Origin of the sequence: Corynebacterium sp. ED61, from assembly GCF_015233855.1 — a bacterium.
Taxonomy (GTDB): Bacteria; Actinomycetota; Actinomycetes; order Mycobacteriales; family Mycobacteriaceae; genus Corynebacterium; species Corynebacterium dentalis.
Genome location: NZ_JADGIT010000005.1, coordinates 19,862 through 43,735, shown reverse-complemented (window position 1 = coordinate 43,735; position 23,874 = coordinate 19,862). Strand labels below are relative to the sequence as shown.

16 protein-coding genes are annotated in these 23,874 nt (G+C 59.8%); 2 read left to right on the top strand and 14 right to left on the bottom strand.

Annotated elements, in window-relative coordinates; genetic code table 11:
• Positions 1–9: 9 nt before the first annotated feature.
• The 7 genes from IM764_RS06935 to aspS form a co-directional block, all read right to left on the bottom strand.
• Positions 10–957 carry a shikimate dehydrogenase gene (locus tag IM764_RS06935; RefSeq protein ID WP_194187393.1) on the bottom strand — a complete coding sequence of 316 codons (948 nt, stop codon included), beginning with the start codon at positions 955–957 and terminating at the stop codon, positions 10–12.
• 15 nt (positions 958–972) lie between these two features.
• On the bottom strand, positions 973–2,127 hold the full coding sequence (gene mltG / locus IM764_RS06930; RefSeq protein ID WP_194187392.1) for an endolytic transglycosylase MltG: 1,155 nt from the start codon (positions 2,125–2,127) through the stop codon (positions 973–975).
• Positions 2,128–2,184: 57 nt separating this feature from the next.
• The gene (gene ruvX / locus IM764_RS06925; RefSeq protein WP_194187391.1) at positions 2,185–2,661 is read right to left on the bottom strand and encodes a Holliday junction resolvase RuvX; all 477 of its coding nucleotides are present in this window, start codon (positions 2,659–2,661) and stop codon (positions 2,185–2,187) included.
• A gap of 50 nt (positions 2,662–2,711) precedes the next feature.
• Positions 2,712–5,372 (bottom strand): alanine--tRNA ligase, encoded by a 2,661-nt coding sequence (alaS, locus tag IM764_RS06920; RefSeq protein WP_194187390.1) that lies wholly within the window; start codon positions 5,370–5,372, stop codon positions 2,712–2,714.
• Between the two features lie 71 nt (positions 5,373–5,443).
• Positions 5,444–6,811: a replication-associated recombination protein A gene (locus IM764_RS06915; RefSeq protein WP_194187389.1), complete on the bottom strand. Its 1,368-nt coding sequence runs from the start codon at positions 6,809–6,811 to the stop codon at positions 5,444–5,446.
• A 14-nt stretch (positions 6,812–6,825) separates the two neighbouring features.
• A complete protein-coding gene (locus IM764_RS06910) occupies positions 6,826–8,070 on the bottom strand; it encodes a phosphotransferase (protein WP_194187388.1) in 1,245 nt (414 codons plus the stop codon).
• A gap of 14 nt (positions 8,071–8,084) precedes the next feature.
• Positions 8,085–9,932: an aspartate--tRNA ligase gene (gene aspS / locus IM764_RS06905; protein WP_099298682.1), complete on the bottom strand. Its 1,848-nt coding sequence runs from the start codon at positions 9,930–9,932 to the stop codon at positions 8,085–8,087.
• A gap of 169 nt (positions 9,933–10,101) precedes the next feature.
• On the opposite strand from aspS, the gene IM764_RS06900 reads away from it, so the two are divergent.
• Positions 10,102–11,007, top strand: coding sequence for a neutral zinc metallopeptidase (locus IM764_RS06900; protein WP_099298681.1), 906 nt, complete (start codon positions 10,102–10,104; stop codon positions 11,005–11,007).
• Positions 11,008–11,032: 25 nt separating this feature from the next.
• Here the strand turns inward: IM764_RS06900 and IM764_RS06895 are convergent, their stop codons facing one another.
• From IM764_RS06895 to IM764_RS06880, 4 genes are all read right to left on the bottom strand, one after another.
• Entirely contained in the window at positions 11,033–13,711 is a 2,679-nt protein-coding gene (locus tag IM764_RS06895) for an ExeM/NucH family extracellular endonuclease (RefSeq protein WP_194187387.1), read from the bottom strand.
• A 152-nt stretch (positions 13,712–13,863) separates the two neighbouring features.
• Positions 13,864–15,924: a bifunctional UDP-sugar hydrolase/5'-nucleotidase gene (locus tag IM764_RS06890; RefSeq protein ID WP_194187386.1), complete on the bottom strand. Its 2,061-nt coding sequence runs from the start codon at positions 15,922–15,924 to the stop codon at positions 13,864–13,866.
• A 163-nt stretch (positions 15,925–16,087) separates the two neighbouring features.
• Entirely contained in the window at positions 16,088–17,383 is a 1,296-nt protein-coding gene (gene hisS / locus IM764_RS06885; RefSeq protein WP_194187385.1) for a histidine--tRNA ligase, read from the bottom strand.
• Positions 17,384–17,461: 78 nt separating this feature from the next.
• Positions 17,462–18,160, bottom strand: coding sequence for an MBL fold metallo-hydrolase (locus tag IM764_RS06880; protein ID WP_194187384.1), 699 nt, complete (start codon positions 18,158–18,160; stop codon positions 17,462–17,464).
• A 134-nt stretch (positions 18,161–18,294) separates the two neighbouring features.
• On the opposite strand from IM764_RS06880, the gene IM764_RS06875 reads away from it, so the two are divergent.
• Positions 18,295–19,164, top strand: a complete 870-nt coding sequence (locus IM764_RS06875) for a peptidylprolyl isomerase (RefSeq protein ID WP_288800888.1) — start codon at positions 18,295–18,297, stop codon at positions 19,162–19,164.
• A gap of 81 nt (positions 19,165–19,245) precedes the next feature.
• Here IM764_RS06875 and IM764_RS06870 read toward each other — a convergent pair whose 3' ends face one another.
• The 3 genes from IM764_RS06870 to IM764_RS06860 all read right to left on the bottom strand — a co-directional run bounded on the left by IM764_RS06870 (position 19,246) and on the right by IM764_RS06860 (position 23,860).
• Positions 19,246–21,516 (bottom strand): bifunctional (p)ppGpp synthetase/guanosine-3',5'-bis(diphosphate) 3'-pyrophosphohydrolase, encoded by a 2,271-nt coding sequence (locus tag IM764_RS06870; RefSeq protein ID WP_194187382.1) that lies wholly within the window; start codon positions 21,514–21,516, stop codon positions 19,246–19,248.
• A gap of 11 nt (positions 21,517–21,527) precedes the next feature.
• Positions 21,528–22,139 carry an adenine phosphoribosyltransferase gene (locus tag IM764_RS06865; RefSeq protein WP_370551564.1) on the bottom strand — a complete coding sequence of 204 codons (612 nt, stop codon included), beginning with the start codon at positions 22,137–22,139 and terminating at the stop codon, positions 21,528–21,530.
• 128 nt (positions 22,140–22,267) lie between these two features.
• The gene (locus tag IM764_RS06860) at positions 22,268–23,860 is read right to left on the bottom strand and encodes an ABC transporter substrate-binding protein (RefSeq protein WP_159460962.1); all 1,593 of its coding nucleotides are present in this window, start codon (positions 23,858–23,860) and stop codon (positions 22,268–22,270) included.
• Positions 23,861–23,874: the final 14 nt, after the last annotated feature.

Below are 23,874 nucleotides of genomic sequence, written 5' to 3'. Positions count from 1 at the left end.
AGCCTGTAGCTAGGCGCGGTGCGACATCACCGTGTTCAACATGTGGCCCTGTTGGGGAGCCTGACCAGTAAACAACTCGTACTGGCGCTCGGCCTGACCCGCTAGCATGCGCAAGCCATCCGCGTGCGGCAATGCGGCCTCAGCGGCGGCGGAGAGCAACGGCGTGGGATAAGGATCGTAGATCACGTCCACCACGGACTCCGCGCGCAACAGCGAAGGAACCAGAGGCTTCGCGCCCGCCGCAGGAATGGTGGAGATCACCACGGACGCATCAGCACACAGCTCGTCCACCTGGGACTCGTCGAAACGAGCCCAGGAAAACTCCATCCCAAAGGCCTCCACGAGGGACTGGAGATTCAACGCCCGCTCGGAACGAGCCAACACCGTCACGTGTGTGACACCCTGAGCTGCCAAGGCAGCCACTGCGGGACGAGCCGTGCCACCATTGCCCACCACGATGCCGCGAGTGCCTGCAAAGTTGATCCCGTGCTCAATGTGCAGATCCTCAAGGCACGCGGACACTCCGTCCACGTCGGTGTTATCGGCTAGCCACGTGCCATCGCCCTGCGGAACGAGGGTGTTGGCGGTGCCAATCGCAGTAGCCCGCTCGGTGGCTGCGTCCGCCAGTTCCAAGGCAGCGGACTTGCCAGGCATCGTGACGGAAAAACCGCGCACATCGGCACCAGAATTCTCCAGCAACGTGCGGATCTCCCACGCCTCGCCCGCATCAATGCGCACATAGGTAAACGGCAGCTGATCGTCCAAATAAGCGGAGTTGTGCAGCAGCGGGGACAGAGAGTGAGCGATGGGACGCCCCAGAACCGCGCACAGATTAGGCGCAGCGAGCGTGCGCCACTGTGCCGTGGAATCGAAGAACTCTTCCACGGAAAATACTGCGGGGAATTGCACGGCCGGAGGTTCAGACCCGGCCGGATTTACAGGGTACTCCTGTGACATCGAAATGTTTCAGACCTAACGGTTGGAATCCAGCACGCCATTGTTGGCGGACTCTTCGATGGCTTGTTCGTGCGCGTCGAAATCGCGGTTGAACACGGTGCGACCATCAGTATCCACGGTAACGAAGTACAGCCAGTCACCTTCGGCGGGGTTCTCCATGGCGTGGACTGCCTGCAAACCTGGAGACGCGATCGGCGTGGCTGGCAAGCCTTCCTTGGCATACGTATTCCACGGGGTTTCCCGGTCGCGATCCTCGTTGGTCGTGGCCACTTCCTGCTCAGAAATGGAGTAGTTGACCGTGGAATCGAACTCGAGCTTTTGGTTGATCTCCAGGCGATTCAGGATGACTCGCGCCACCTTGTCAAAGTCACCTGCAGGAGCCTCGCGCTCCACCAGGGACGCGGCAGTGAGCAGTTCGTAGGGGCTCAAGCCCACCTTGTTGGCGGAATCCACCAGGCCAGTGCCTTCAAAGGACTCTACGGAATCCCCGATGATGTCCTGCATGATCGCCAAGGGCTCGGCGGTGGGGTCAAACAGGTGCACGCCAGGGGCAACCAGGCCTTCGATACGGCGTGGGTCATCCCCACGTGCGTTCACTGCATCGCGCGCCCATTCCGGAACGCCCAACTCTTCCGGAGAGGTTTGAGCCACCGCTTCGCGGAGCTGATCAGGCTTGACACACGTCTGCTCGTCCTGGCAGGTCTGCTTGGAGATCAGAGAGTAAATACCGTCGCGAGGCTCGCCACCCACCACGGTGACGTCATCCAGAGTCAGACCGTTAGGGATATCCACCACGCCGCGGCGCGACTCGTCATCAGTCAGCACCTGCAGCGCGTTGTCTGCAGACATCTTCTCCTGCATCGGGTAGTAGCCCTGTTGCAAGCTTGGCTGTTCCTTTTCCGCAGCAGACATCATTGCACGGCGCGAACCAACTACGCCCTTGTCCACCAGTTCGGGAGCCAGGCTGGATACGGAATCGCCGGCGTCCACGCGCACCATGACGATGTTTCCGTTACCCGCGCCTTCGTAGTCCCGCACAGCAACCACGTTGCGTTGGTACCACACGAATCCGGTCACGCCGACCAGTAAAATGACCAAGGCAATAGCCAAAGCTCCCGCCCATTGCCTGCGACGACGATACTTCGGTTGCATGTTGCGTGTTGCGGCCATGCGTGACGTGGCCCTTCCTCTTGATGACATATCTGGCCTATTGTTACACAGTCGTAATCAAATGTTTGCAAGCACGCGCCTGCGCGCGTCCAACCACCCTTGCAAAATATGCACTGCTGCAGCCTGATCGATCTTCTTGCGCCCCTTTTTCGCGGACACTCCAGATGCTTGGAAGGCTTGCGTGGCAGCCATGGTGGACATTCTCTCATCTACCAGACGCACGGGAATGTCGCCGAGGTCTTCACGCAGATCGAGGGCGAAATCCTCCGCCAGGTAGGTGCTCGAGGTGTGGTTGCCACGCAAGGCCACGGGCAGGCCAACAACAACTTCAACCACAGAGTTATCTTGCACCAGTTCCACCACGCGAGCCACGTCGCTGCCGTCGACCGCTGCGGGGACTGTTTCCACTGGTGTGGCGAGGATGCAATCGGGATCGCTCATGGCCACCCCAATGCGCACGGAACCCACGTCGATTCCTAAACGTCGCCCGGCTCCCGGATCAGTAGCTGAGCTCGGCTTTTCCGTCTCGCTCATCGTAGGTCTCTCCTTTTTTATTCCCGACGCCAAGCCTCAGTCAAAAGCGCTTATGCGCCCTCGATGACCTGTTTGACTGCTGAAAGTCCTGCGGAGATGCCCGCGGCTTCGGAACCGGATCCCTGAGCCATCTGCGGCTTGCCGCCTCCGCGGCCGCCAACCTTCTCACCGAAGGCCTTGACGATGTCTCCAGCCTTGAGTCCGCGATCCACGGCCGCGTCCGTCAGCGCGGCGACAAAAGGAACCTTGTCGCCATCCTGGGAGGTAAACAGCACCACAGCTGGCTCGGAGCCGAGGCGTGCCTTGGCATCCATCGCGATGGTCCGCAGATCTCCTGCGCCCACGCCGTCCGGCAGCTGCTGCGCAACCACTGTCACACCATTGACGGATGTCGCGTTGGCCACCAGCTCGCCGACCCGGCTAAGCAGCTGTTGGTTGCGCAGCTGCTGCACCTGCTTCTCCGCGGCCTTGAGCTTGGCCGTCAGAGCCTCGATGCGATCCGGGATTTCCTCGCTGGGCGCCTTCAGGGAGGTCGCCAGTCCGGAGACCAGGTTCTTCTCGCGGGAGAGGTAGCCCATGGAATCCATGCCGGTGTATGCCTCGATGCGTCGGGTGCCGGAGCCTACGGAGGATTCGCCGAGGATGGCGATGGGGCCGATCTGCGAGGAGTGATCCACGTGGATGCCGCCACACAGTTCCATGGAGAACGGTCCGCCGATTTCCACCACGCGGACCTTAGATCCGTAGTTCTCGCCGAACAGCGCCATCGCGCCCATCTTCTTGGCCTCGTCTAGGGAGGTTTCAATGGTGATGACCTCGTAGTCCGTGTCCACGGCGCCGTTGGCAATCTGCTCGATATCGCGCAGTTGGGTATCGGTGAGCTGATCGCCGTAGTTAAAGTCAAAGCGCAGGTAGCCCGGCTTATTCAGGGAACCAGCCTGTACTGCGGTGGGGCCTAGTACCTGGCGTAGTGCGGCGTGGATCAGGTGCGTGCCGGAGTGAGCCTGGCGAGCCTGGTGGCGCCATGCGCGGGATACCTTGGCGGTGACCTTCTGCCCGGCTGCGATTTCGCCGCCGGTGATGGTCACGTTGTGCAGCCAGACCTTCTTGCCCACCTTTTGCACGTCGTCCACGTCCGCCGCGAAGGACTCTCCGCGCAGCTCACCGCGGTCAGCCATCTGGCCGCCGGCTTCTGCGTAAAACGGGGTTCGGTCCAGAATTACCTGGACGCGGCTTCCCTCGGAGGCACGTTCCACCAGTGCACCGTCCTGAACCAGTGCCAGAATAAGGCCTTCGTCCTCCAACTGGTCGTAGCCGGTGAACACCGTGGGGTGGTTATCCACGAAGGAGCGGTAGATGGACTCGTCCGCGTGACCTAGCTTCTTGGCCTGGTTATCAGCCTTCGCGCGGGCCTTCTGCTCGGCCATCAGGGAGTGGAAGCCTTCGCTGTCCACAGAAAGGCCGGACTCGGCGGCCATTTCCATGGTCAGGTCGATGGGGAAACCGTGGGTATCGTGCAGGGCGAATGCCACGTCGCCCGGAACCTCGGTGGATCCTGCAGCCTTAGCTTCCTCTGCGTAGGACTCGAACAGGTGAGATCCGGATTCCAGGGTCTTGAGGAATGCCTTCTCCTCGCCCACTGCCACGCTGCGGATGCGCTCCCAGTTCTCAGCGATTTCTGGGTATGAGGGGGTCATGGTCTGGCGCACGGTGTCCATGAGTACTTCCATGGTCTCCCCCTCAGCGCCCAAGAGGCGGGCGGAGCGAATGATGCGGCGCAGCAGGCGACGCAGGATGTATCCGCGGCCCTCATTGCCTGGGGTCACGCCATCCAGAATCAGCATCAGGCCGGTGCGGCAGTGATCCGCGATGACACGGAAACGCACGTCATTAGTTTGTGTGGAACCGTAGGTGGCGCCCGTAAGCTTTTCCGCTGCCTCGATTACGGGACGCAGCAAGTCCGTTTCGTAGACGTTGTCCACGCCCTGCAGCAGGCATGCGACGCGCTCGATGCCCATGCCGGTATCGATGTTCTTCTTGGGCAGCTGGCCGACGATCTCGAAATTGTCCTTACCGATGCCCTCGCCACGCTCGTAGCCCATGAACACGAGATTCCAGATCTCCATGTAGCGGTTGTCGTCGGCGATAGGACCGCCGTCCTTGCCATGTTCCGGTCCGCGGTCGTAGTAGATCTCCGAGCAGGGTCCACATGGTCCGGGAACGCCCATGGACCAGTAGTTATCGGCCATGCCCAGACGCTGGATGCGCTCGGCGGGAACACCCACCTGCTTTTCCCAGATCTCGGCAGCCTCGTCATCGTCGAGGTAGACCGTGACCCACAGCAGCTCTGGATTGAAACCAAAGCCGCCGTCCTCTACGGACTTCGTCAGCAGCGACCACGCGTTCTTGATCGCACTTTCCTTGAAGTAATCGCCGAAGGAGAAGTTGCCCGCCATCTGGAAGAAGGTGTTGTGGCGGGTGGTGATGCCCACTTCTTCGATATCCAAGGTGCGCACACACTTCTGGATGGAGGTGGCCTTGTCGTAAGGCGGGGTTTGCTGGCCCAGGAAGAAAGGCTTGAAGGGAACCATGCCCGCATTGACGAACAGCAGGTTGGGATCGTTCAAGATCAGCGACGCGCTGGGTACCTCTGAGTGGCCCAGGTTGACGAAATGCTCGGTGAAGCGCTGGCGGATCTCATGCGTCTGCACGGTGGGTGAACCTCGCTGGATATGTGTTGGCTGAAAACTTGAAGGTCAAATCTTTAATAGACATCGGTATTCTACCCGCGTGGCCGACGTCCTCGGACAATCGCCCGCAACGTGGACAGGCGCGAAGCGATGTCGCGCTCGTTTCCGTGGTCTGTCGGCTGGTAGTACTCGGCGTCCGTGATGTCATCGGGCAAGTACTGTTGCGTGACCACGCCGTAGGAATCGTCGTGTGGGTACTTGTACCCCACCGCGTTGCCGAGTTGTTTGGCTCCCGCGTAGTGGCCGTCGCGCAAGTGCGCTGGCACCGTGGTTCCTTTTCCTTGTTCGACGTCAGCAACCGCCTTGCGTACCGCTGTTGTCACAGCATTAGACTTAGGAGCCGTGGCCAGGTGGAGGACGGCTTGTCCCAGGGTCAGCTCAGCTTCCGGCATGCCGATGAAAGACACGGCCTGGTGAGCTGCCACTGCGGTGTGCAAGGCTGTGGGATCTGCAATTCCGATGTCCTCGCTGGCCAAGATCACCAGGCGCCGAGTAATGAATCGCGGGTCCTCGCCCGCCACCATCATTCGCGCCAAATAGTGCATCGCGGCATCGGGATCCGAGCCACGGATGGACTTGATGAATGCGCTGGTGACGTCATAGTGCTGGTCTCCGTCGCGGTCGTATCGGACCACCGCTTTGTCGATGCTGCGGGAGACATCCTCTAGGGTCACATGCTCTTCATCGTCTCGGGATTCAGCGGCGGCTTCAAAGTAGGTCAAGGCACGGCGTGCATCGCCGGCTGCCAGTGCTATTAGCTGCGAGCGGGCGTCGGAAGAAAGGGAGAATACTCCGCCGAAACCGCGCTCGTCTCCCGTGGCCCGGTCCAACAACATACCGATGTCATTGTCCGCCAACGGCTTGAGCTGCACCAACAAGGAGCGCGAGAGCAACGGCGAGACCACCGAGAAGGACGGGTTTTCCGTGGTGGCGGCCACCAACAGCACGGTTCGGTTCTCCACTGCGGCCAGCAGCGCGTCCTGCTGATTCTTGGAGAATCGGTGGACCTCATCGATGAACAGCACAGTGTTTTCGCCGATGACCAGCCGCTTGCGGGCCTTTTCGATGACCTCGCGCACTTCCTTGACTCCGGAACTCAGCGCGCTGAGTGCCTCGAAGTGCCGCCCAGACGTGGTGGAAATCAAGGAGGCGACGGTGGTTTTGCCGGTGCCGGGTGGGCCGTAGAGGATCACCGAGGTGTCGCCGCGGCCGTCGATGAGCCGACGCAAAGGGCTTCCCTGCCCCAGCACGTGCTGCTGTCCCACAACCTCGTCCAGAGTCCGCGGACGCATGCGCACCGCCAGTGGGGCGTGTGTGCCTGGATGGAAGTATTCCGTTGCCTTCGCCGAGCTGTTGGTACTCTCGGTGGAGCTATCGGCGGAATCGAAGAGATCAGCCATACCGTCGCTGTAGCCTAGCGGTTCGCAGAAGTAGAAGTCATGGGATGTCCGCCCTGCCTCGCCAACGCCCGCTTGAGGCGCTGGGTGAAGCGAACGACCGGCTCGAAGTCCTCATTGTCGAAACGCAGAGCAAAGCGGTTGATCGCATCCACGGTGGTAGCCATATCGGAGGCCTGCTCTGGCAGCATCTCCAGCAGATCGCGCGGTGCGGACTGTGCGGGCTCCTCGGCATAGATCACGCGGCGGGTGGCCTTGCGTGACATCTGCTGGCCCTGGTGCAACATGTTCAGAGAAATAAAGGCCCAGCCGATCAGCGTGGCCATAAGCACGTGCGCCACTCTGTCCGCATCTCGCGCGGTCGGCCACACGTGACCGATTTCCGCAGTCCACGCGGTCAGGAACTCGGTGCACTCTTCGTCGGTCAGCGCTGGGGTGGTGTCATCTTGCGGGAAGCCAACGATCACGCAGGCCACATCCAGTGCGATATCGCGGAAGGAGGCCCACTCGAAGTCCAGGAACACCACTTGCTTGTGCACCATGATGTTGTCCGGGGTCAGATCGAACGGGGTGAACGAACGCACGTCAGGGCGGCCTTGCCGCTCCATTGCTTCCCGCGCAAACTTCAACACAGTCTCATCGATTTCGATGTTGTTGCCACGCACCAGATCGATGCCTTCGTTGATGAGGTTGGCGATGTCGATGTCCGAGTCCACCACGGTGCCCGGATTGATGTTGAACTTCTGGCACTGCCTCTTCAGTAGGGTCTGATAGCTGGCGGCATCGCCAAACGAGGTGGCGTGCATACGCCCCAGGGCTCTGCCCAGCTTGCGCACCGCAGAACGGCGTTCGGAAGCATCGGGCAACTGCAGAACCTCGGTGAAGTTCGCGCCATCACCAGCATCAGAAAGGATGAGCATTCGCTCGGCCACGTCATAGGCCAGAAGCAGCGGTCCTGGGCGAACCTTCTCCGGCAACGTGTTGGTGTACTGATAGGCCACGATCTCGCGGATCAGAGCCAGTTCATCTGCATCAAACTCAACCGGAGCATCGTCCGCAGTCTCAGCTTCTTCGACCTTAGGCAGACGCTTGATGACGATCGTGCGCTCTTGGAGAAACGGGTTAGGTGAAACCCGGCAACGCAGCACCAGAGACGCCCCACTGCCACCGAGATCCTCCGGGTTGGTGAGCTCTGGGCTGCCCCCAAAACGAGCGGCGAGGAGGCCTTCCGCTGCCTTGAGGGAATGCTCTGTTGAGTGCACGTCGCGTCCTGCTTCTATGTCTGGTCGGGTGAGTCTTGACTCTGTGTGTTCTGAGCCTGGCTTGCTTGGGCCTGCTTGTTCTGTGGCTTCTTCGGTTTGAAGTCCAGGCCGGCTTCCTTACGCTGCGCCGGCGTAATGGCCGCGGGAGCGTCCGTCAGTGGATCCACGCCACCACCGGACTTCGGGAAGGCGATAACGTCGCGAATAGAAGAGAAACCACCCAACAACGTCACGATACGATCCCAACCGAACGCGATACCGCCGTGCGGAGGAGCGCCGAAGGCAAATGCCTCCAGGAGGAAGCCGAACTTGTCCTGAGCCTCTTCGTCCGTGATGCCCATGACCTTGAACACCCGCTCCTGGATGTCCTTGCGGTGGATACGGATGGAACCACCGCCGATCTCATTGCCGTTGCACACGATGTCGTATGCGTAAGCCAGTGCCTCGCCTGGGTTCTCGTCGAAGGAATCCAGGAACTCAGGCTTCGGTGAAGTGAACGCGTGGTGCACCGCGGTCCAAGCAGAGTGGCCCAGAGCCACATCGCCGGAAGCGGTGGCATCGGCTGCAGGCTCGAACATCGGAGCATCGACAACCCAGGTGAAAGCCCAATCGCCGTCCTTGATCAGACCCAGCTTCTCAGCGATGGCGCCACGAGCAGCACCCAACAGCGCGCGGGAAGACTTGGTATCGCCCGCAGCGAAGAAGATGCAATCGCCCGGCTTGGCGCCCACGTGCTCAGCGATGCCCGCACGCTCGGCCTCCGTGATGTTCTTCGCCACGGGTCCGGACAGCTCGCCATCCTGGCCAACCAAGATGTACGCCAAGCCCTTCGCACCGCGCTGCTTCGCCCACTCCTGCCACGCATCCAGCTGACGGCGTGGCTGATCAGCGCCACCGTCCATGACCACGGCACCGACGTACTCGTTCTGGAACACGCGGAAGGTCGTGTCCTTGAAGAAGTCCGTGCACTCAGTGATCTGTATGTCGAAGCGCAGATCCGGCTTGTCAGAGCCGTACAGGCGCATTGCCTCGGCGTAGGTCATACGTGGGATTGGGGTGGTAATGGAGTAACCAGCTTCCGCCCACACAGCGGTGATGATTTCCTCGGCCAGAGCGATAACATCTTCCTGGTCGACGAAGCTCATCTCCACGTCCAGCTGAGTGAACTCAGGCTGGCGATCGGCGCGGAAATCCTCATCGCGGTAGCAGCGCGCGATCTGGTAGTAACGCTCCATGCCAGCAACCATCAGCAACTGCTTAAACAGCTGCGGAGACTGCGGCAATGCGTAGAACGTGCCCGGCTTCAGACGAGCAGGCACCAGAAAGTCACGTGCGCCCTCCGGAGTAGAACGAGTCAAGGTAGGGGTCTCGATCTCGGTGAAATCGTGCTGAGCCAGCACACCGCGGGCGGCATTGTTCACACGAGAGCGCAGACGCAGTGCATCGCCTTGAGTTTTGCGTCGAAGATCGAGGTAACGGTACTTAAGGCGCGTCTCCTCGCCTACCTCGCCGGCAGACGATGGATCGTCAATCTGGAACGGCAGGGCTGCAGCCTCACTGAGAACCTCCAGCGCGGTGACGTTGACCTCCACACCACCGGATGCCAGGTTGGGGTTCGCAGAACCCTCGGGGCGGGCCTCGATAACACCGGTGACCTTGATGCAGAACTCGCTGCGCAGGTTGTGCGCGCGCTCGGCAACCTCGGACTCGCGGAAGACCACCTGGGCCACACCGCTGCGGTCGCGCAGATCCACGAAGATCACTCCACCGTGGTCTCGACGGCGTCCGACCCAACCAGTCAGAGTTACTTCTTGGCCGATGTGGTCGGTGCGGAGTTCGCCCGCTAGATGAGTGCGCAGCACGTCGCCTTGCTCCTTAAATGTCTTTAGGTGTTTCGGAGTGAGGTCTCAAAGCGTTTTGTCTTGAGAACCTTTAAGAATCAGCCCTTCATTCTACCCTGAAGGCCGACACGTGTGGGCGGGCGGGTCAATCACCGCTCCCCTCACCTGCACTTGTGGCAACATCTGAACCGTGACGTTTAATAACAACCTCAATAACTATTCAGATGGCGTGAGTACCGGAGGAAGTGGCGGAGGCCGTGGCGGTGGTGGCGGAGGAAACATCCTCGTAGCACTGCTGGCCAGCAGCATCGGCCGCAAGTTCGGCATCCCCGGCATGATCATCGCTGCCGTAGTGGTCTTTTTCTTCTCCGGCGGATCCAACATGATCGGCGGCGGAGATAACGCCTCGCAGCAGGGAGAACAGCTCCAAGGCTGCGAAACTAAGGAAGATGCCAACTCTCGCGATGAATGCCGAATCGCTGCGACTAAAAAGTCCTTGGATGATTATTGGGGCGAAGCACTTCCAGCGAACGCCAATATTGATTACTCCAAGCCTCAAGTCCACATTGCAGAGGGCCGTATTTCTACCGGCTGCGGTGCCGCGAATATTTCCCAGAGCGGACCGTTTTACTGTCCCTCCGATAAGACCGTCTACCTGTCCACCGGTTTCTACGAACAGCTGAACAAGATGGGTGGTTCGGACGGTCCGTTCGCTCAGGAGTACGTCACCGCTCACGAGTTCGGGCACCACATCCAGAACTTGCAGGGCAACTTGGGTCTGTCTGATTATAACGACCCAGGTGAGGATTCCAACGCCGTGAAGATGGAGCTGCAGGCGGATTGCTACGCCGGATTGTGGGCATCTCACGCGGACAAGGGCGCAAACGCGCTACTGGAGCCAATCACGCAGGATCAGGTTCAGCAGGCCATTACTACCGCTCAGTCCATCGGCGATGACGCCATCCAGGAATCAGCTGGCCAGGAGGTCAACCCGGATTCCTGGACGCACGGTTCTTCCGAGCAGCGCCAGGAATCCTTCTTGCGCGGCTACCAGGGCGGAACCATGGAATCCTGCCATGAGGATTTCCGGCGCTAAGTAGCGCCCGCTTCCCCAGCGCCGATTAGCGCTGGGAGTTCAGCCACCACCAGAACGCAAGGCCCACTCCGGAGCTCAATCCCACCAGGCCCAGGACAAAGCCGAGGAACCCGTTCCGGGAGCTGGCGTTGGCCAGGGAGCCCAGTGGTGAATCCTCATCAGAGGAACCAGGGGTCTCCGGCAAGGGGTTTTCTGGGTCTTCCGGATCCGTTCCGCCATCGACCAGATTGAATCCAACCTTGATCGGATCGTGGTCGCTAGAGCGGAAAGGATCGGGCGCGTGGAAGTCCGTGACGTTGTAGTTGCGACGGGAGTACTCGTAAGCCACGGATTCATCGGAGTTGATGTCCCACACGTCCGCGCCCGTGGTCATCTCCAACGCCTTATCGTTAGCCAACACGTGATCGAGCGAACCGAGGCGACCGTCGAACTGGTAGGAGTGCCCCGCATCGAACTTGTCCTCGATGTTGGTGTAGCCCGCGTCCTCGAGGATGCGCACAGCATCTTCCTTCGCATACGCGTTCAAATCGCCGATGATGAATTGTGGCTTGTCCTTGAAGTCCTCTTCAGCAGCCAACCACTCCACCAACTTGCGGGACATCTCGGCGCGAAGGTTGGCGTTGTTGCCCTGTCCGTCGCCCATGTCCGCATCACCACGAGCAATGGATCCCTTGGACTTGTAGTGGTTCACAACGGCCACGAAAGCGCTGTCGTCGTCGGCACCCACACCCTTGAAACGCTGCGCAAGAGGTTGACGGGCGATATTGGAGAAAGCTTCGTCGTCGAAGATCTTGGACTCACCGACCGGCTCCACGGCACCTTCGCGGTAGATGAACGCGGTGCGGATCACATCCTCATTTTCGGGGACAACCTCCGGGGAAGGCACGGCCTTCCAGTTGCCTCCGGCCGCATTGAGTGCTGTGACAAGAGTGTTCAGCGACTCGTCGCGATCGCCACCAAACTGCGCGGTGTTTTCGATCTCTTCCAAGCCCAAGACGGATACATCCAAGGTGTTGATCGCGCTGACGATCTTGGCTTGCTGATCCTGGAATGCTTCCTCGGTGTACGCACCGCGAACTTGGCAGTAGTCCGCGGTCACGGGATTACCGTCCATATCTTCGTATGCCCGGCATCCATCCTCGTCTTTGCCCAGGTCGGTGAAGTAGTTCAGCACGTTGAAGCTAGCAATGCTGTGCGTGCCTCCCACTGCGTCCGGTCCACCGATTTCAGCAGCTCGAGTGTCCTCCCAAGAAATTGGTAGCTCGGCAGAGGCGGAGTCTCCCGTGATCTGGGAGGTCGGCTGCAGGCCCCATTTGTCGAAGTTGTAGCTCAGCACCACTGGGTTGGAGAAGCTCAAATGATCGCCCGTGCGCAGTGCCTTCTCGCCGTCAGCGGTGGTCAGGTATGGCAGAGGGGTCTTCTTCGCTTCGGCGTTGCGGAGGAAATTCGCCGTGGCGCCATCGTCGAGGGTGACTACCTTGCGCTGGTTCTCCTGCTCGTAGGCCACTGCCTCTGCTCCTGGGTTGACCACGGAGGTTGCCTGCAGCAGTGGCTCATCCCCTGCCACCAGATCCACCGAGCCATAGGTATTCAGCTCGTAGTTGTTCGTCACCGTGTACGTGGACTCCGGTGCAAAGAGCATGTGCTCGTTTGCCTCTTTGGTCTCCGGGTCCGTAGGAATCAGGCCCTTGTTTGGTTCGACGCCGTCCCCGCAATCTTCCTGGGGGTTTGCCGAAGACTTGAAGGTGGGGTTGGACAGCTGAGTCGATTCGTTATATTCAACGGCCTTTCCGGTCACGACGACACACTGCCCGAGGTCAGCAGGAGCATTCCCTGCTCCGGTATAGACGAAGACCGCGCGGGACGCTTCGCCTGCCTTGCGCGTTTCATTGGTTCCACCCATTTGGATGGTGAAGCCGTTGAATCCACCTGTGGGATAGCTCGCGGTGACCCAGCCGGCGGTGGTGACGGTCTGCCCCGCCAAAGGAGTGGCAGCGCCGGTGCCCTGAATATCTTCGATAGACACGCGCTCGCCCGGAGTGGTGGGCTCTTCCGGGGTATCAGGGTTTTCTGGATCAGTCGTGTCGTCCTGGGTGGCGTCCCCGCCAGAGAACTGAGGAGTAGGAGCGCCGACGGTGAAGTCAACGGCGTTGTTGTCCGTATCGGTGCCCACTGCGTCTCGAGCAGCGCTCGTGGTGTTGCTGAGCCCGGCACTAGGAGCGGTTTCATTCACTGTGGTGGTGCCGTACCCAACGATGTCTACCGCGTCGCTTCCTTGAGTCCACTGACCTGTGGAATCTGAAAGCACGGCAACACCGTTGGATGAGCTCATGTTCAGCCCCGTGCCGTCCGCGTCCGCGGTGAAATCGACGGTGCCACCAGAGCCCTTACCTGCCTTGATCAGGTAGTAGCCGTGCGGGGCAATCTCCCCATTCAAAGCTGCAGTTGATGCAGAGCTGGTGCCCTTGGAGGACAAGTACTGCACGGACCAGCCGTCCAAAGAGATGGGCTGATCAGTTGGGTTGTAGAGTTCGATGAAGTCGTTTGTCAGCTCGGCTCCACTGTTGCCACCGCCTCCGTAAACTTCGCTGATGACTACGTTATCGCCAGCTGGGGAGGCGATAGCGGAGGGAATCGTGGTGGTTGCCAGGGATGCTGAAGCCGTAGCCATGAGGGCCAGGCTGATGCGCGATGATCGCTTCATGAAAATCAAAGACCTTTACTGGAGAACTGCGGAACAAGATTGAACATGGACGAGCCCTTCCCTGCTTCGCGAGACTGCGATTGCGGGAAACGGCTCTGGGTTATTGCACGGTCAGAGCTCAGGTGATGGATCAGAGCTCTACGTCCAGTGAGCTATCGGCGGTTCTGCTGCCACCAGTAGACGGCAGCACCAAAGGCTGCGCTGAGTCCCAGCACGCTGACTGCCAGTCCAATGGCTCCGAGGTCGCGAGGGCTCAAGCTGCCCAGACTGGTGGAGCTCAGGTCAGAAGACCCGGTCAGCGAGCCCAGTGGGCCGCCTTCCTGTGCGACTAGTGGGTAGACAAACTCGGTTCCGTTATCGTCTGTGATCTTCAGCTCGGTAGCACCCTGCGGAACGGTGAGCTGTACGGTCGCACGCCCGGTTTCATTCTGGTTATCCGTCACGGTGTTATCGACAGGCGCGGAAGCACGCACCGTCTTTTCGCCCCCGAGCAACTCCGCGGCAACCTCCGTGGGCTTGGACTCGCTTGCGGTGTAGGACAACGAGGACAGATCGATAGTCAGCTTCTGTCCTGCGGTCACGGTGCCATCGGCGTTGCCGCCACTAATGTGCACGCCAACCGACGTCTGATCATCGCGAACCTGCACGTCTTGGTGGTCTGCCAAGTAGCGGTTGAAGATGTCCACGTCCATGATGCCGGAATCTTCAATGACGTTGTCCCCACTCTGGGTGTTGAACTGGGTGTACGCGTCGCCCTCGCCCAGCAGAAAGGAGGCTCCGGCCACGCGGTAGTTGCGTGCCTCATCTAGGTCTTCGCCGTTGACGCGCACGTGTGTGATGCGCTTACCCAGTGGAGCTTCCGGATCGTAGGAGTACTCCACGTTCTCGGAGAAGCCGAGGATCAAAGTAGGACGGTCTCCACCGGTTTCAGAACGCCACTGCTGCTCCATGACTCCCTTGAGCTCAGCCCCGGAGATCTCCACCACGCCCATGGAGTTGCCGAATGGCTGGACACCGTAGGCTTCAGCGAAAGTCACGTCACCGGACTCGAGATCATCACGCACACCACCGGCATTCATCACGCCGATATCCGCATTAAGGCTGGTCTGCTCGTTGATTCCGTCCAGTGCGGCGTCGGCGAGCAGGGAGTTCAGGGAACTTTCGGCGCCACGGTTTCCTCCCGCTACACCGTTAGAGTTGACACCTCGGTAGAAATCGTCGTCGATCGTGGCAACCACCTTTTGCCCCTCTACCTCAGCGGCCTGCTCTGCCGCGTTCACGATGTTTGCGACCTCCTGGTTTGGAGTGGCACCACACTCGTTCCACACGTCCTGAGCAGGGATATTGCGGGCGGAAACGGAAACGACCTTGTCCTCTGCCTTGTCGTAAGTGATGTCGATGTCAGCCAGCAAGCTGCCGTACGAAGCCGGCTGGATCACTACGGGCTGGGATTTATTGTTTTCTTGCTCTTGGTGAGTGTGTCCGCCAATCACGGCGTCGACATTCGAACCGAATCCTTCTGCCGATACTCCCTCGTGAACCAGGGCGACCACCACGTCGGCTTCGCCCGATTCCTTGAGGTGGCTAGCCTCCGCATCAGCGGCGGCCACAGGTGCGGAGAAGTTCAACCCTGCAACTCCGGAAGGTGACACTAGGGTGGGCGTCGTCTCCGTGACGGCGCCCACGTAGCCGATCTTCACGCCATCCTTAACCACCACGGTGGAAGGGGCCATCGTGGCGCCGGTCACGTTGGCCGCCAGGTATGGGAACTCTGCGAGCTTGGTTCCGTCTACGCCGACACGGTCGCGGAGGTCATCCCATCCCTTATCGAACTCGTGGTTACCCACAGCGGACGCTTCCAGACCCATGGCGTTCAGGGAGCTGATGGTTGGCTCGTCATCCAAGATGGAGGACACGAAAGGCGAGCCTCCGATGTTGTCACCAGCAGAGACAAAGGACGTGGCAGGGTTGGCTGCGCGCTCCTTGTCGATGTAGCAGGCCATTGCGCCCGCACCCATTTCCTTGACCGGCTTGCTGGGGTCCTTCGGTCCGGAGATGTGCCCGTGGAAATCGGTGATGCCCAGAACGTTCAGGTTGACCTGGTCAGCTTCGGCAGCCAGCGCAGCCGTGGAGGTGGAAAAGATGGTGAGGGGGACGATGGCAAGGGCAATCGCGGAACGGCGAGCGACCTTGTGAGAGCGCGTGAACGGCACGGATTTTCTCCTGAAGTGGCGAACTGAAATGAAACGTCGCGTTTCATAAGAACACCTAAGAGAACCCTGTGCCGGGCAAGGTGTGACCCGTCCTCGGCTTTCAACTTGCGCGTTACAAAGAATTCATCGTCGGTTCATTTCCTGCCCGACGACACCACCCCCACTAGCGCTTCTGCCCCACGGCTTCCACGATGTGATCCACCACGGTGCTCAGGCTGATCTCATTCTGCTTGTGGGCAGCCAGATCGCGCACCACAATGGTGTCCGCAGCTAGTTCGGATTCGCCAAGTACCAGCGCAAACAGAGCACCGGCACGGTCTGCGCCCTTCATCGCTCCCTTAAGTCCGCGATCGCCGTAGCTCATGTCCACGGCCACGCCTGCACCGCGCAATTGGTTGACCACGCTGACCATCTTCTGCTTTGCTTCGGCTCCCAGAGCCACGCCGTAGACATCCACCCGTCGACCGGTTGCAGCGGACTTAGATTCAGCTTCAAGCGCCAACAGCGTGCGGTCCACGCCAAGGCCAAAGCCAATGCCGGACAGTTCCTGGCCACCAAGCTGCGCCATCAGCCCGTCATAGCGGCCGCCGCCACCAATGCCAGACTGTGCACCGAGACCGTCATGCACAAACTCGAAGCAGGTCTTGGTGTAGTAATCCAGACCGCGCACCATGCGAGGGTTGATGGTGTACTCGATGCCCATGTCCTGCAGATATCCGGTCACTGCGTCAAAGTGAGCACGCGAGCTATCGGACAGGTGGTCAAGCATGAGCGGAGCGTCAGCGAGCTTTTCCTGCATCTCCGGGCGCTTGTCATCCAGCACGCGCAGAGGGTTGAGCTCGGCTCGGCGCTGAGTTTCTTCGTCCAGGTCCAATCCACGCAGGAATTCCTGCAGCTTGGCACGGTAAGCGGGACGGTCAGAATCGTCGCCCAAGCTGGTCAGCTCCAAGCGGAATCCAGTCAGCCCTACGGAACGGAAACAACGGTCCGCCAACGCGATAATCTCGGCATCCAAAGCGGGATCGTCTACACCGATGGCCTCCACGCCTACCTGCTGTAGCTGGCGGTAGCGCCCGGCCTGAGGGCGCTCGTAGCGGAAGAATGGTCCGTTGTAGACAAGCTTGACGGGCAGCTGTCCCCGGTCTAGGTTGTGCTCGATTACTGCGCGCATCACACCTGCGGTGCCTTCTGGGCGCAGCGTGACAGATCGATCTCCGCGGTCTGCAAAGGTGTACATCTCTTTACTGACCACATCCGTGGATTCGCCTACTCCGCGGGCGAAAAGTGCCGTTTCTTCGAAAATCGGCAGCTCGATGTGTTCATATCCCGCATTATGAGCAGCAGTCGCGAACGCGTCCTTGACGGCCTTGAAGTCAGCAGAGCCTGGCGGGACGTAGTCCGGCACTCCCTTGGGAGCTTGCAGAGCCTTCAATTTCTTTTGCGGAGCCTTGTCAGTCACAGCAGTTAATCCTAGCGGGTCAGCGACGATGGTCAGACACGGGTACCAGCACAGGTAGCGCTGGATTCACCTCGGTGGCTAGCCCACCTCGTGCAGAAATGGATTAGTCGCCTTCTCCTGACCAATGGTGGTTTGCGGGCCGTGCCCACTTAACACCACATCATCGTCAGCGAATTCCGTGACGACCTTCTTCAGAGACAGCATCATGTCTTCCGGCGAAGACCCCGGCAGATCCGTGCGGCCTACTCCCCCGCGGAAGAGAACATCTCCACCCAAGATCAGGCCGGGTACGCGGAACATCACGGATCCGGGCGAATGCCCGGGCATGTGATGGATCTCCCACGTTGCTCCGGCCATATCGATGCTTCCCTCTAGCTCCCGGATGTCGGCAGGCATCTGCATATTTTCTGCCTCGAACATGGAACCAAAGGGCGCATTACTCCAATCCATAGACAGCATGGACCTATCTTCTGGATGGATGTACACCGGCACAGCAAATGGTTGAGCATCACGAATGTGGTCAATGTGTCCGTGAGTCAGCACCACGGCTTCGACCGCAAAGTTTTGCTCATCCGCTTGCTCCTGGATGGTGGCAAACGCGCCCATTCCCGGATCGATCACTACGGCGGGGTACTTGCCTTGTTCCGTGGTCCGTGCAGAATCAATCAACACGTAACAGTTGGTCTGTAGTGGCCCTGCGACAAAACCCACGATGGACGTGGTGGCGGGCAATGGTGCGGATGACGCAGAAGCTGAATCATTCGGCTGGCTAGTCATGCCCACCCAGAGTAGTACAAGCACTAGTTCAAGGAATCTGACACGGGTGACAATTAGGTCTCGGCAACGGCAAGCCAATGAGGCATAATAAGGCGGATCCACACCAAGCAACTGGAAAGGTCGGAGAACCACTCGTGGCTGATAACGACAACAAGTCCCTGCCCAATGAGGCACGTCGGGACGAGGCACTCAAGAACCTGGATAAGGCCATCAAAGGCCGGGATCGCCGTGCCAAGGTAGCCCCATTGGGCGTGGTGGCCGCTACTCTTGCCGTCATCGTTGTGCTGGTGGGCGGCATCTGGTTCGCCGCTACGTACACATCGACCGACGAGGACGCCACCGCTTCTTCCGACGAGTCCACCAGCAGCCCTGAGGTGGAGCCTGCTGCACTTCCGGACGGTCCGCTTGAGCCATATGGCGAGACGGTGGAGTGCACCTACCCGGCCGGGCAGGAAGAAGCCTCCAAGGAAGTCACTCCTCCGGAAGATGGAGAAGTTAAGGCTTCGGGCACCACCCAGGTCACGTTGAGGACGAATCAGGGCGATGTGCCTCTGGAGCTGGATTCTTCCAAGTCGCCATGTACCGTCAACTCCTTTGAGCACTTGGCAAAGGAGGGCTTCTTCAATGACACTGTCTGCCACCGCAGCGTGAAGTCCGAAGGCATGGGCATCCTGCAGTGTGGCGATCCCACTGGCTCTGGCACTGGCGGCCCGGGTTACACCTTCGCTGACGAGTTCCCCACCAACGGTGTGCAGGGCGATGAGACCCAGAACCCAGTGATTTACCCCCGCGGAACTCTGGCTATGGCCAACTCCGGCGAGAACACCAACGGTTCCCAATTCTTCTTGGTCAATGCGGACACCACGTTGCCTCCTGCCTACAACGTGTTCGGCACCATCTCTGAGGAAGGTCTGAAGACCTTGGATGCCATCGCAGAGAAGGCACCTGAGGGAGACGGCAAGCCTGCCGAGGAAGTAAAGATCGAAGAGGCGGACGTCGCCTAACTTCCAGGCAGTACGGCTGGATCGGCAACGCTGGTCCAGCGCATAAAAAGAGCGGCTGGGCACTGTGCCCAGCCGCTTTTCCTATCCGCCCGTTGTCAGACGGTAGACGTCGAAGACACCTTCCACGTTTCGCAGCTGATTCATTAGATAACCCAGCTGCTTGGTGTCCGAGACTTCGAAGGTGAAGCGAATCATCGCCACCCTGTCCTCCGCGGTATGCGAGCTCGTGGCGGTGATAGGCACCTTTTGTTCCGAGACCACCCTGGTGACCTCGGACAGCAGACCGTTGCGATCCAGACCTTCGATCTGAATGGTGACCATGAAGACGGCGTTATTAAAGCTCGACGCCCAGCTCACCTCAATGATGCGCTCTTGTTCCGCATGCAGCTTCTCCGCGTTCGTGCAGTCCGTGCGGTGGACAGAAACTCCCCCGCCTTTGGTCACAAAGCCGAAGATGCGGTCTCCAGGTACTGGAGTACAGCACTTGGCCAGTTTGGCGGAGAAGTCCGCTTGTCCTTGCACCAGGATTCCCGAGCCATCTCCACGTCCAGACTGTGGAGTGTTGGCGATACGGGAGCTTGACTGCAAGCGTGGCAGAACCACGTCATCTGAATCGTCGTCGGTGGCGTACTTCTCGATGAGCATCTTGGTGACGTGCTCAGCGGATACTTCACCGCGGCCGATAGATGCGTACAGCGCATCGACATCCGTCTTTCTCAGCTCCGTGGCAACGAATCGAAGTGCCTCCGGCGTGAACAGGCGCTGAACCGTCGGGCCCCCACGGCGGATTTCTGCAGCCAGCAGATCGCGACCAGAATCGGCAGCTTCCTCGCGGCGTTCCTTGGCGAACCACTGGCGGATCTTCGACTTCGCGCGCGGAGACTTCACGAAGCTCATCCAGTCCTTGGACGGACCGGCGTGCTGATCCTTTGACGTGAAGATTTCGATCTTGTCGCCAGTCTTCAACGAGGATTCCAACGCTACGAGCTTGCCGTTGACCTTAGCTCCAATGCATCGGTGTCCCACCTCGGTATGCACCGTATAGGCAAAGTCCACGGGGGTTGCATCGTTCGGCAGAGTGATCGCATCGCCCTTGGGAGTGAAGACAAAGATCTGGTTGGTCGAAAGGTCATAGCGCAGACTGTCCAAGAATTCGTTGGGGTCCGCTGCTTCCTTCTGCCAGTCCAGCAATTGGCGCATCCACGCCATCTGATCGACTTCCCGGTTATCCCCGGTATGAGCGCCGCTAGTCTCCTTGTAACGCCAGTGCGCCGCGATGCCGAACTCCGCCTTGTTGTGCATATCGTGGGTACGAATCTGCACTTCCAGCGGCTTGGTATCAGGACCAATCACCGTGGTGTGCAACGATTGATACACCCCATACTTCGGCGAGGAAATATAGTCCTTAAAACGTCCCGGCATCGGGTGATACAGCGTATGGATCGCACCCACGGCGGCATAACAATCACGCACGGAATCCACCAGAATGCGGATGCCAACCAGGTCAAAGATTTCCTCGAACTCGTGCCCGCGGACAATCATCTTTTGGTAGATCGACCAGTAGTGCTTAGGGCGCCCCACCACTTCCGCGTGCAGACCCAGCTTGCGCATGGACTGCTCGATCTCGTTTTTGACCTGAGTCAAATATTGGTCGCGCTTGGGAGCTCTATCGGCAACTAGACGGACGATCTCCTGGTACTTCTTGGGATACAGGATCGCGAAAGACAGATCCTCCAGCTCCCACTTCACCGTGGCCATGCCCAAGCGGTGTGCCAGCGGCGCAATGACTTCCAGAGTCTGCCGTGCCTTCTTCGCCTGCTTCTCGGGAGGCAGAAAGCGCATCGTGCGCATGTTGTGCAGTCGGTCAGCAACCTTGATCACCAGCACGCGGGGGTCGTGGGCCATGGCGACTACCATCTTGCGAATGGTCTCCGCCTCGGCCGCAGATCCCAGCGCCACCTTGTCCAACTTGGTTACTCCATCGACCAGCTGTGCTACCTCTTCGCCGAAGTCACGGGTGAGATCATCCAGGCTGTAGTCCGTGTCCTCCACCGTGTCATGCAACAGAGCCGCAGCCAGCGTGGTGGTGTCCATGCCGATCTCCGCGGCTATCGTGGCAACTGCCAACGGGTGCGTGATGTACGGTTCACCGGACTTGCGCATCACGCCTTCGTGCAGTCGATCCGCCGTGGCATACGCCCGGTTCAAGATCTCCACTTCGGCGCGTGGGTGGTAGCGACGGTGAACCGTCAACAGCGGCCCCAGAACCGGGTTGATGCGAGTGCGGCTAGATCCCGTGAGACTGCGGGCAATCCGAGCGGCCATCCATAGAGAACTCTTATCGTTAGACATGGGGAGAACTCCTAAGCGTCCGAGGTGGCGTCGGAAGAAGAACCGTTGCTCGACATCTCACCTGTAGCCACGACATACAACGGCAACCCCGTGAGGCGATCGCGACCATTCAAGCCTTGAACCTCTAGGACCACGGCGAGTCCTGCCACATCCGCACCAGCGCGCTCCAACAATGACCGGGACGCTTCCAGCGTGCCGCCGGTGGCTAGGACATCGTCGATCAACACGATGCGCTTGCCTTTCAGCGGCACGCCCTCTGCGGGGATCTCCAGCGCAGCGGAGCCGTACTCCAGGTCATATTCTTCGCGGTACACAGGCGGTGGCAGCTTGCCGCCCTTACGCACAGCCAGGATGCCTAGGCCCAATTCGTAGGCCACGGCACTACCCAAGAGGAACCCGCGTGCGTCCAAACCGCCGATGAGGTCTGCATTCAGTGAACGCAGAGCCTCGGCCAGGTCAGTCACAACGCTGCGAAAGCTCTCCGGATCCGCCAACACGGGAGTCAGATCCTCAAACACAATGCCCTCGGAAGGGAAATCCGGGACGATGCGGGTGAGACGTTGCAAGGCCTCGGCTGCAGGACGCACGTGATCAGCGGGCGCAGGATGCGAAGTATCAGTCACGAAAACTCAAGGCCTCTCGTCAAGGATGAAACATGTGGAGCGTGTGGCATCCACCCTAATGGGTTCACCTTAGTGTGTTGGAATTCACTCAACCTGAGCAATGGAAAACCCACCCGCGCGCCCGGCAACTAGATGGCGTCCGCCGGTGCCTCAGCATCCTCATCACTGCCGGTGCTTGGCTCCACAGGAGTGGAGCGTTGCACCCAACGGTCCATGTTCCATGACAAGCCGGCGTCTCCACCGTTGTCCGAGACGTTTGCCATGTACTGGTCAACTGCCACCACGCGCGGTTCTGTGCTCAGCGGGATGGAAGTCATGTCCTGGTAGAGCTCCGCTTCCACCTTTTTCACTTCCCCCACGCTGGAGGTTCCGTTCTCGTTGGTGCTGGAGTTACGGCCAAAAGCAGGGCGGGTGGTGAGGATCACGTCATAGTCCGTGCCTAGCTGTCCGTAGGATTCCACGGTCAGAGGCACAGGGTCGATGGTCACGCCTGCCTTCTGGCAGCTCTTGGCCAGTTCATCGACCATCGTGGCGTAGCGCGGGACCGCATCCAAGTAGCCCACGCGAACAGTTTGTCCGCCGAGCCACTGCCCCGCGCGTTCCATGTTCATCGTCATCTGCGCATCAGAGGTTTCCTGCAGCTGCGCAGCCAGCGGGTGCGTCGCGGGCAGCATGCGCAGACCCGTGGCCTTGGTCTCCAAGTTCAGCTCAGTAGACACACGCTGCACCATCGCCTGACGATCCACGCAACCATTAAAGGCGCGGCGCATCTCCACGTCAGAGAACATCCCCGCCGTGTCCAAACCAAAGGTGTCTACGCGTCCGGATTGATCCTTGTCCACGCGGAAGTCCGGCTCCTTAAGACCATCGGTCTCCCAGTTCGCGGTGGAGCCTAGGTCTGCCACGCGCAGCTGCTTGGCCTCCACCAAGGATTTGATATCGGCATCGTTTGGCCACACGTAGATCGGACTCTCCTGCGGCTTGCTGCCCGCATAGTGAGTGTTGGCCTGCAGTTCGAGGTCGCCCTTTTCCCCTCGTGCGCTAATACGGTAGGGGCCGTGAGTCGGCACTGTCGATGGGTCCGTAATTGCCACATTGAACGTGTCCTGCCATGCCTGGCCAAGCTGTTGCAGCGCCTGCTCGTCTTGCGAGTCGATCGCTCCCACCACATCTTGCACCTCTGCAGCTTGTGCAACGGTGTGGGACGGCAGCACTGTCCCTGGGGTAAACAGCTCACGGTAGCGCTGCCCGAAGCCGGGGTTAAAGTGCACGGTGAATTGCTTAGCCCCCGGTGCGCAATCGATCCCCGCCACCTGATTGAACAGTGGCATGTCCGAACCGAATAGGTCCGAGCGACTGCCAGCCGCCTGGGTCAAGAGGAAGTCGTCGCACACTACTGGCTGCTCGTCGGAGTACGAGGCTTGCTCGTTGATGACGTAGTTGACCACCGTTGGATCCTGTGGAACCGGCGTTGCGGTCACCAGATCTGGATTGGGCAGCAGCTGTGCATCAGGACCCGCCAAAAACGCGCCCGGGTACAGCCGAGCGGAGAGCTTTTCCGCATCCGTGGCCACTCCCAGCCCCGTACCTGCATTGGTGGTGGCGATCGGACGAGACAGCACGTAACCCAGCTGCTCGCCCTTCTCGTGCTGCTGTTCGGCCTCCTCTGCACATGCCGCCAGCGCCATGGTCGAAGCCACACCAGTCAGCAGCGCGATCACACGCCCGATTGTCC

Excerpts from the sequence above, each read along its gene's own strand:
- IM764_RS06935 (WP_194187393.1), bottom strand. The coding sequence starts at position 957 with ATGTCACAGGAGTACCCTGTAAATCCGGCCGGGTCTGAACCTCCGGCC.
- mltG (WP_194187392.1), bottom strand. The coding sequence starts at position 2,127 with ATGGCCGCAACACGCAACATGCAACCGAAGTATCGTCGTCGCAGGCAA.
- ruvX (WP_194187391.1), bottom strand. The coding sequence starts at position 2,661 with ATGAGCGAGACGGAAAAGCCGAGCTCAGCTACTGATCCGGGAGCCGGG.
- IM764_RS06915 (WP_194187389.1), bottom strand. The coding sequence starts at position 6,811 with ATGGCTGATCTCTTCGATTCCGCCGATAGCTCCACCGAGAGTACCAAC.
- IM764_RS06895 (WP_194187387.1), bottom strand. The coding sequence starts at position 13,711 with ATGAAGCGATCATCGCGCATCAGCCTGGCCCTCATGGCTACGGCTTCA.
- IM764_RS06880 (WP_194187384.1), bottom strand. The coding sequence starts at position 18,160 with ATGACTAGCCAGCCGAATGATTCAGCTTCTGCGTCATCCGCACCATTG.
- IM764_RS06870 (WP_194187382.1), bottom strand. The coding sequence starts at position 21,516 with ATGTCTAACGATAAGAGTTCTCTATGGATGGCCGCTCGGATTGCCCGC.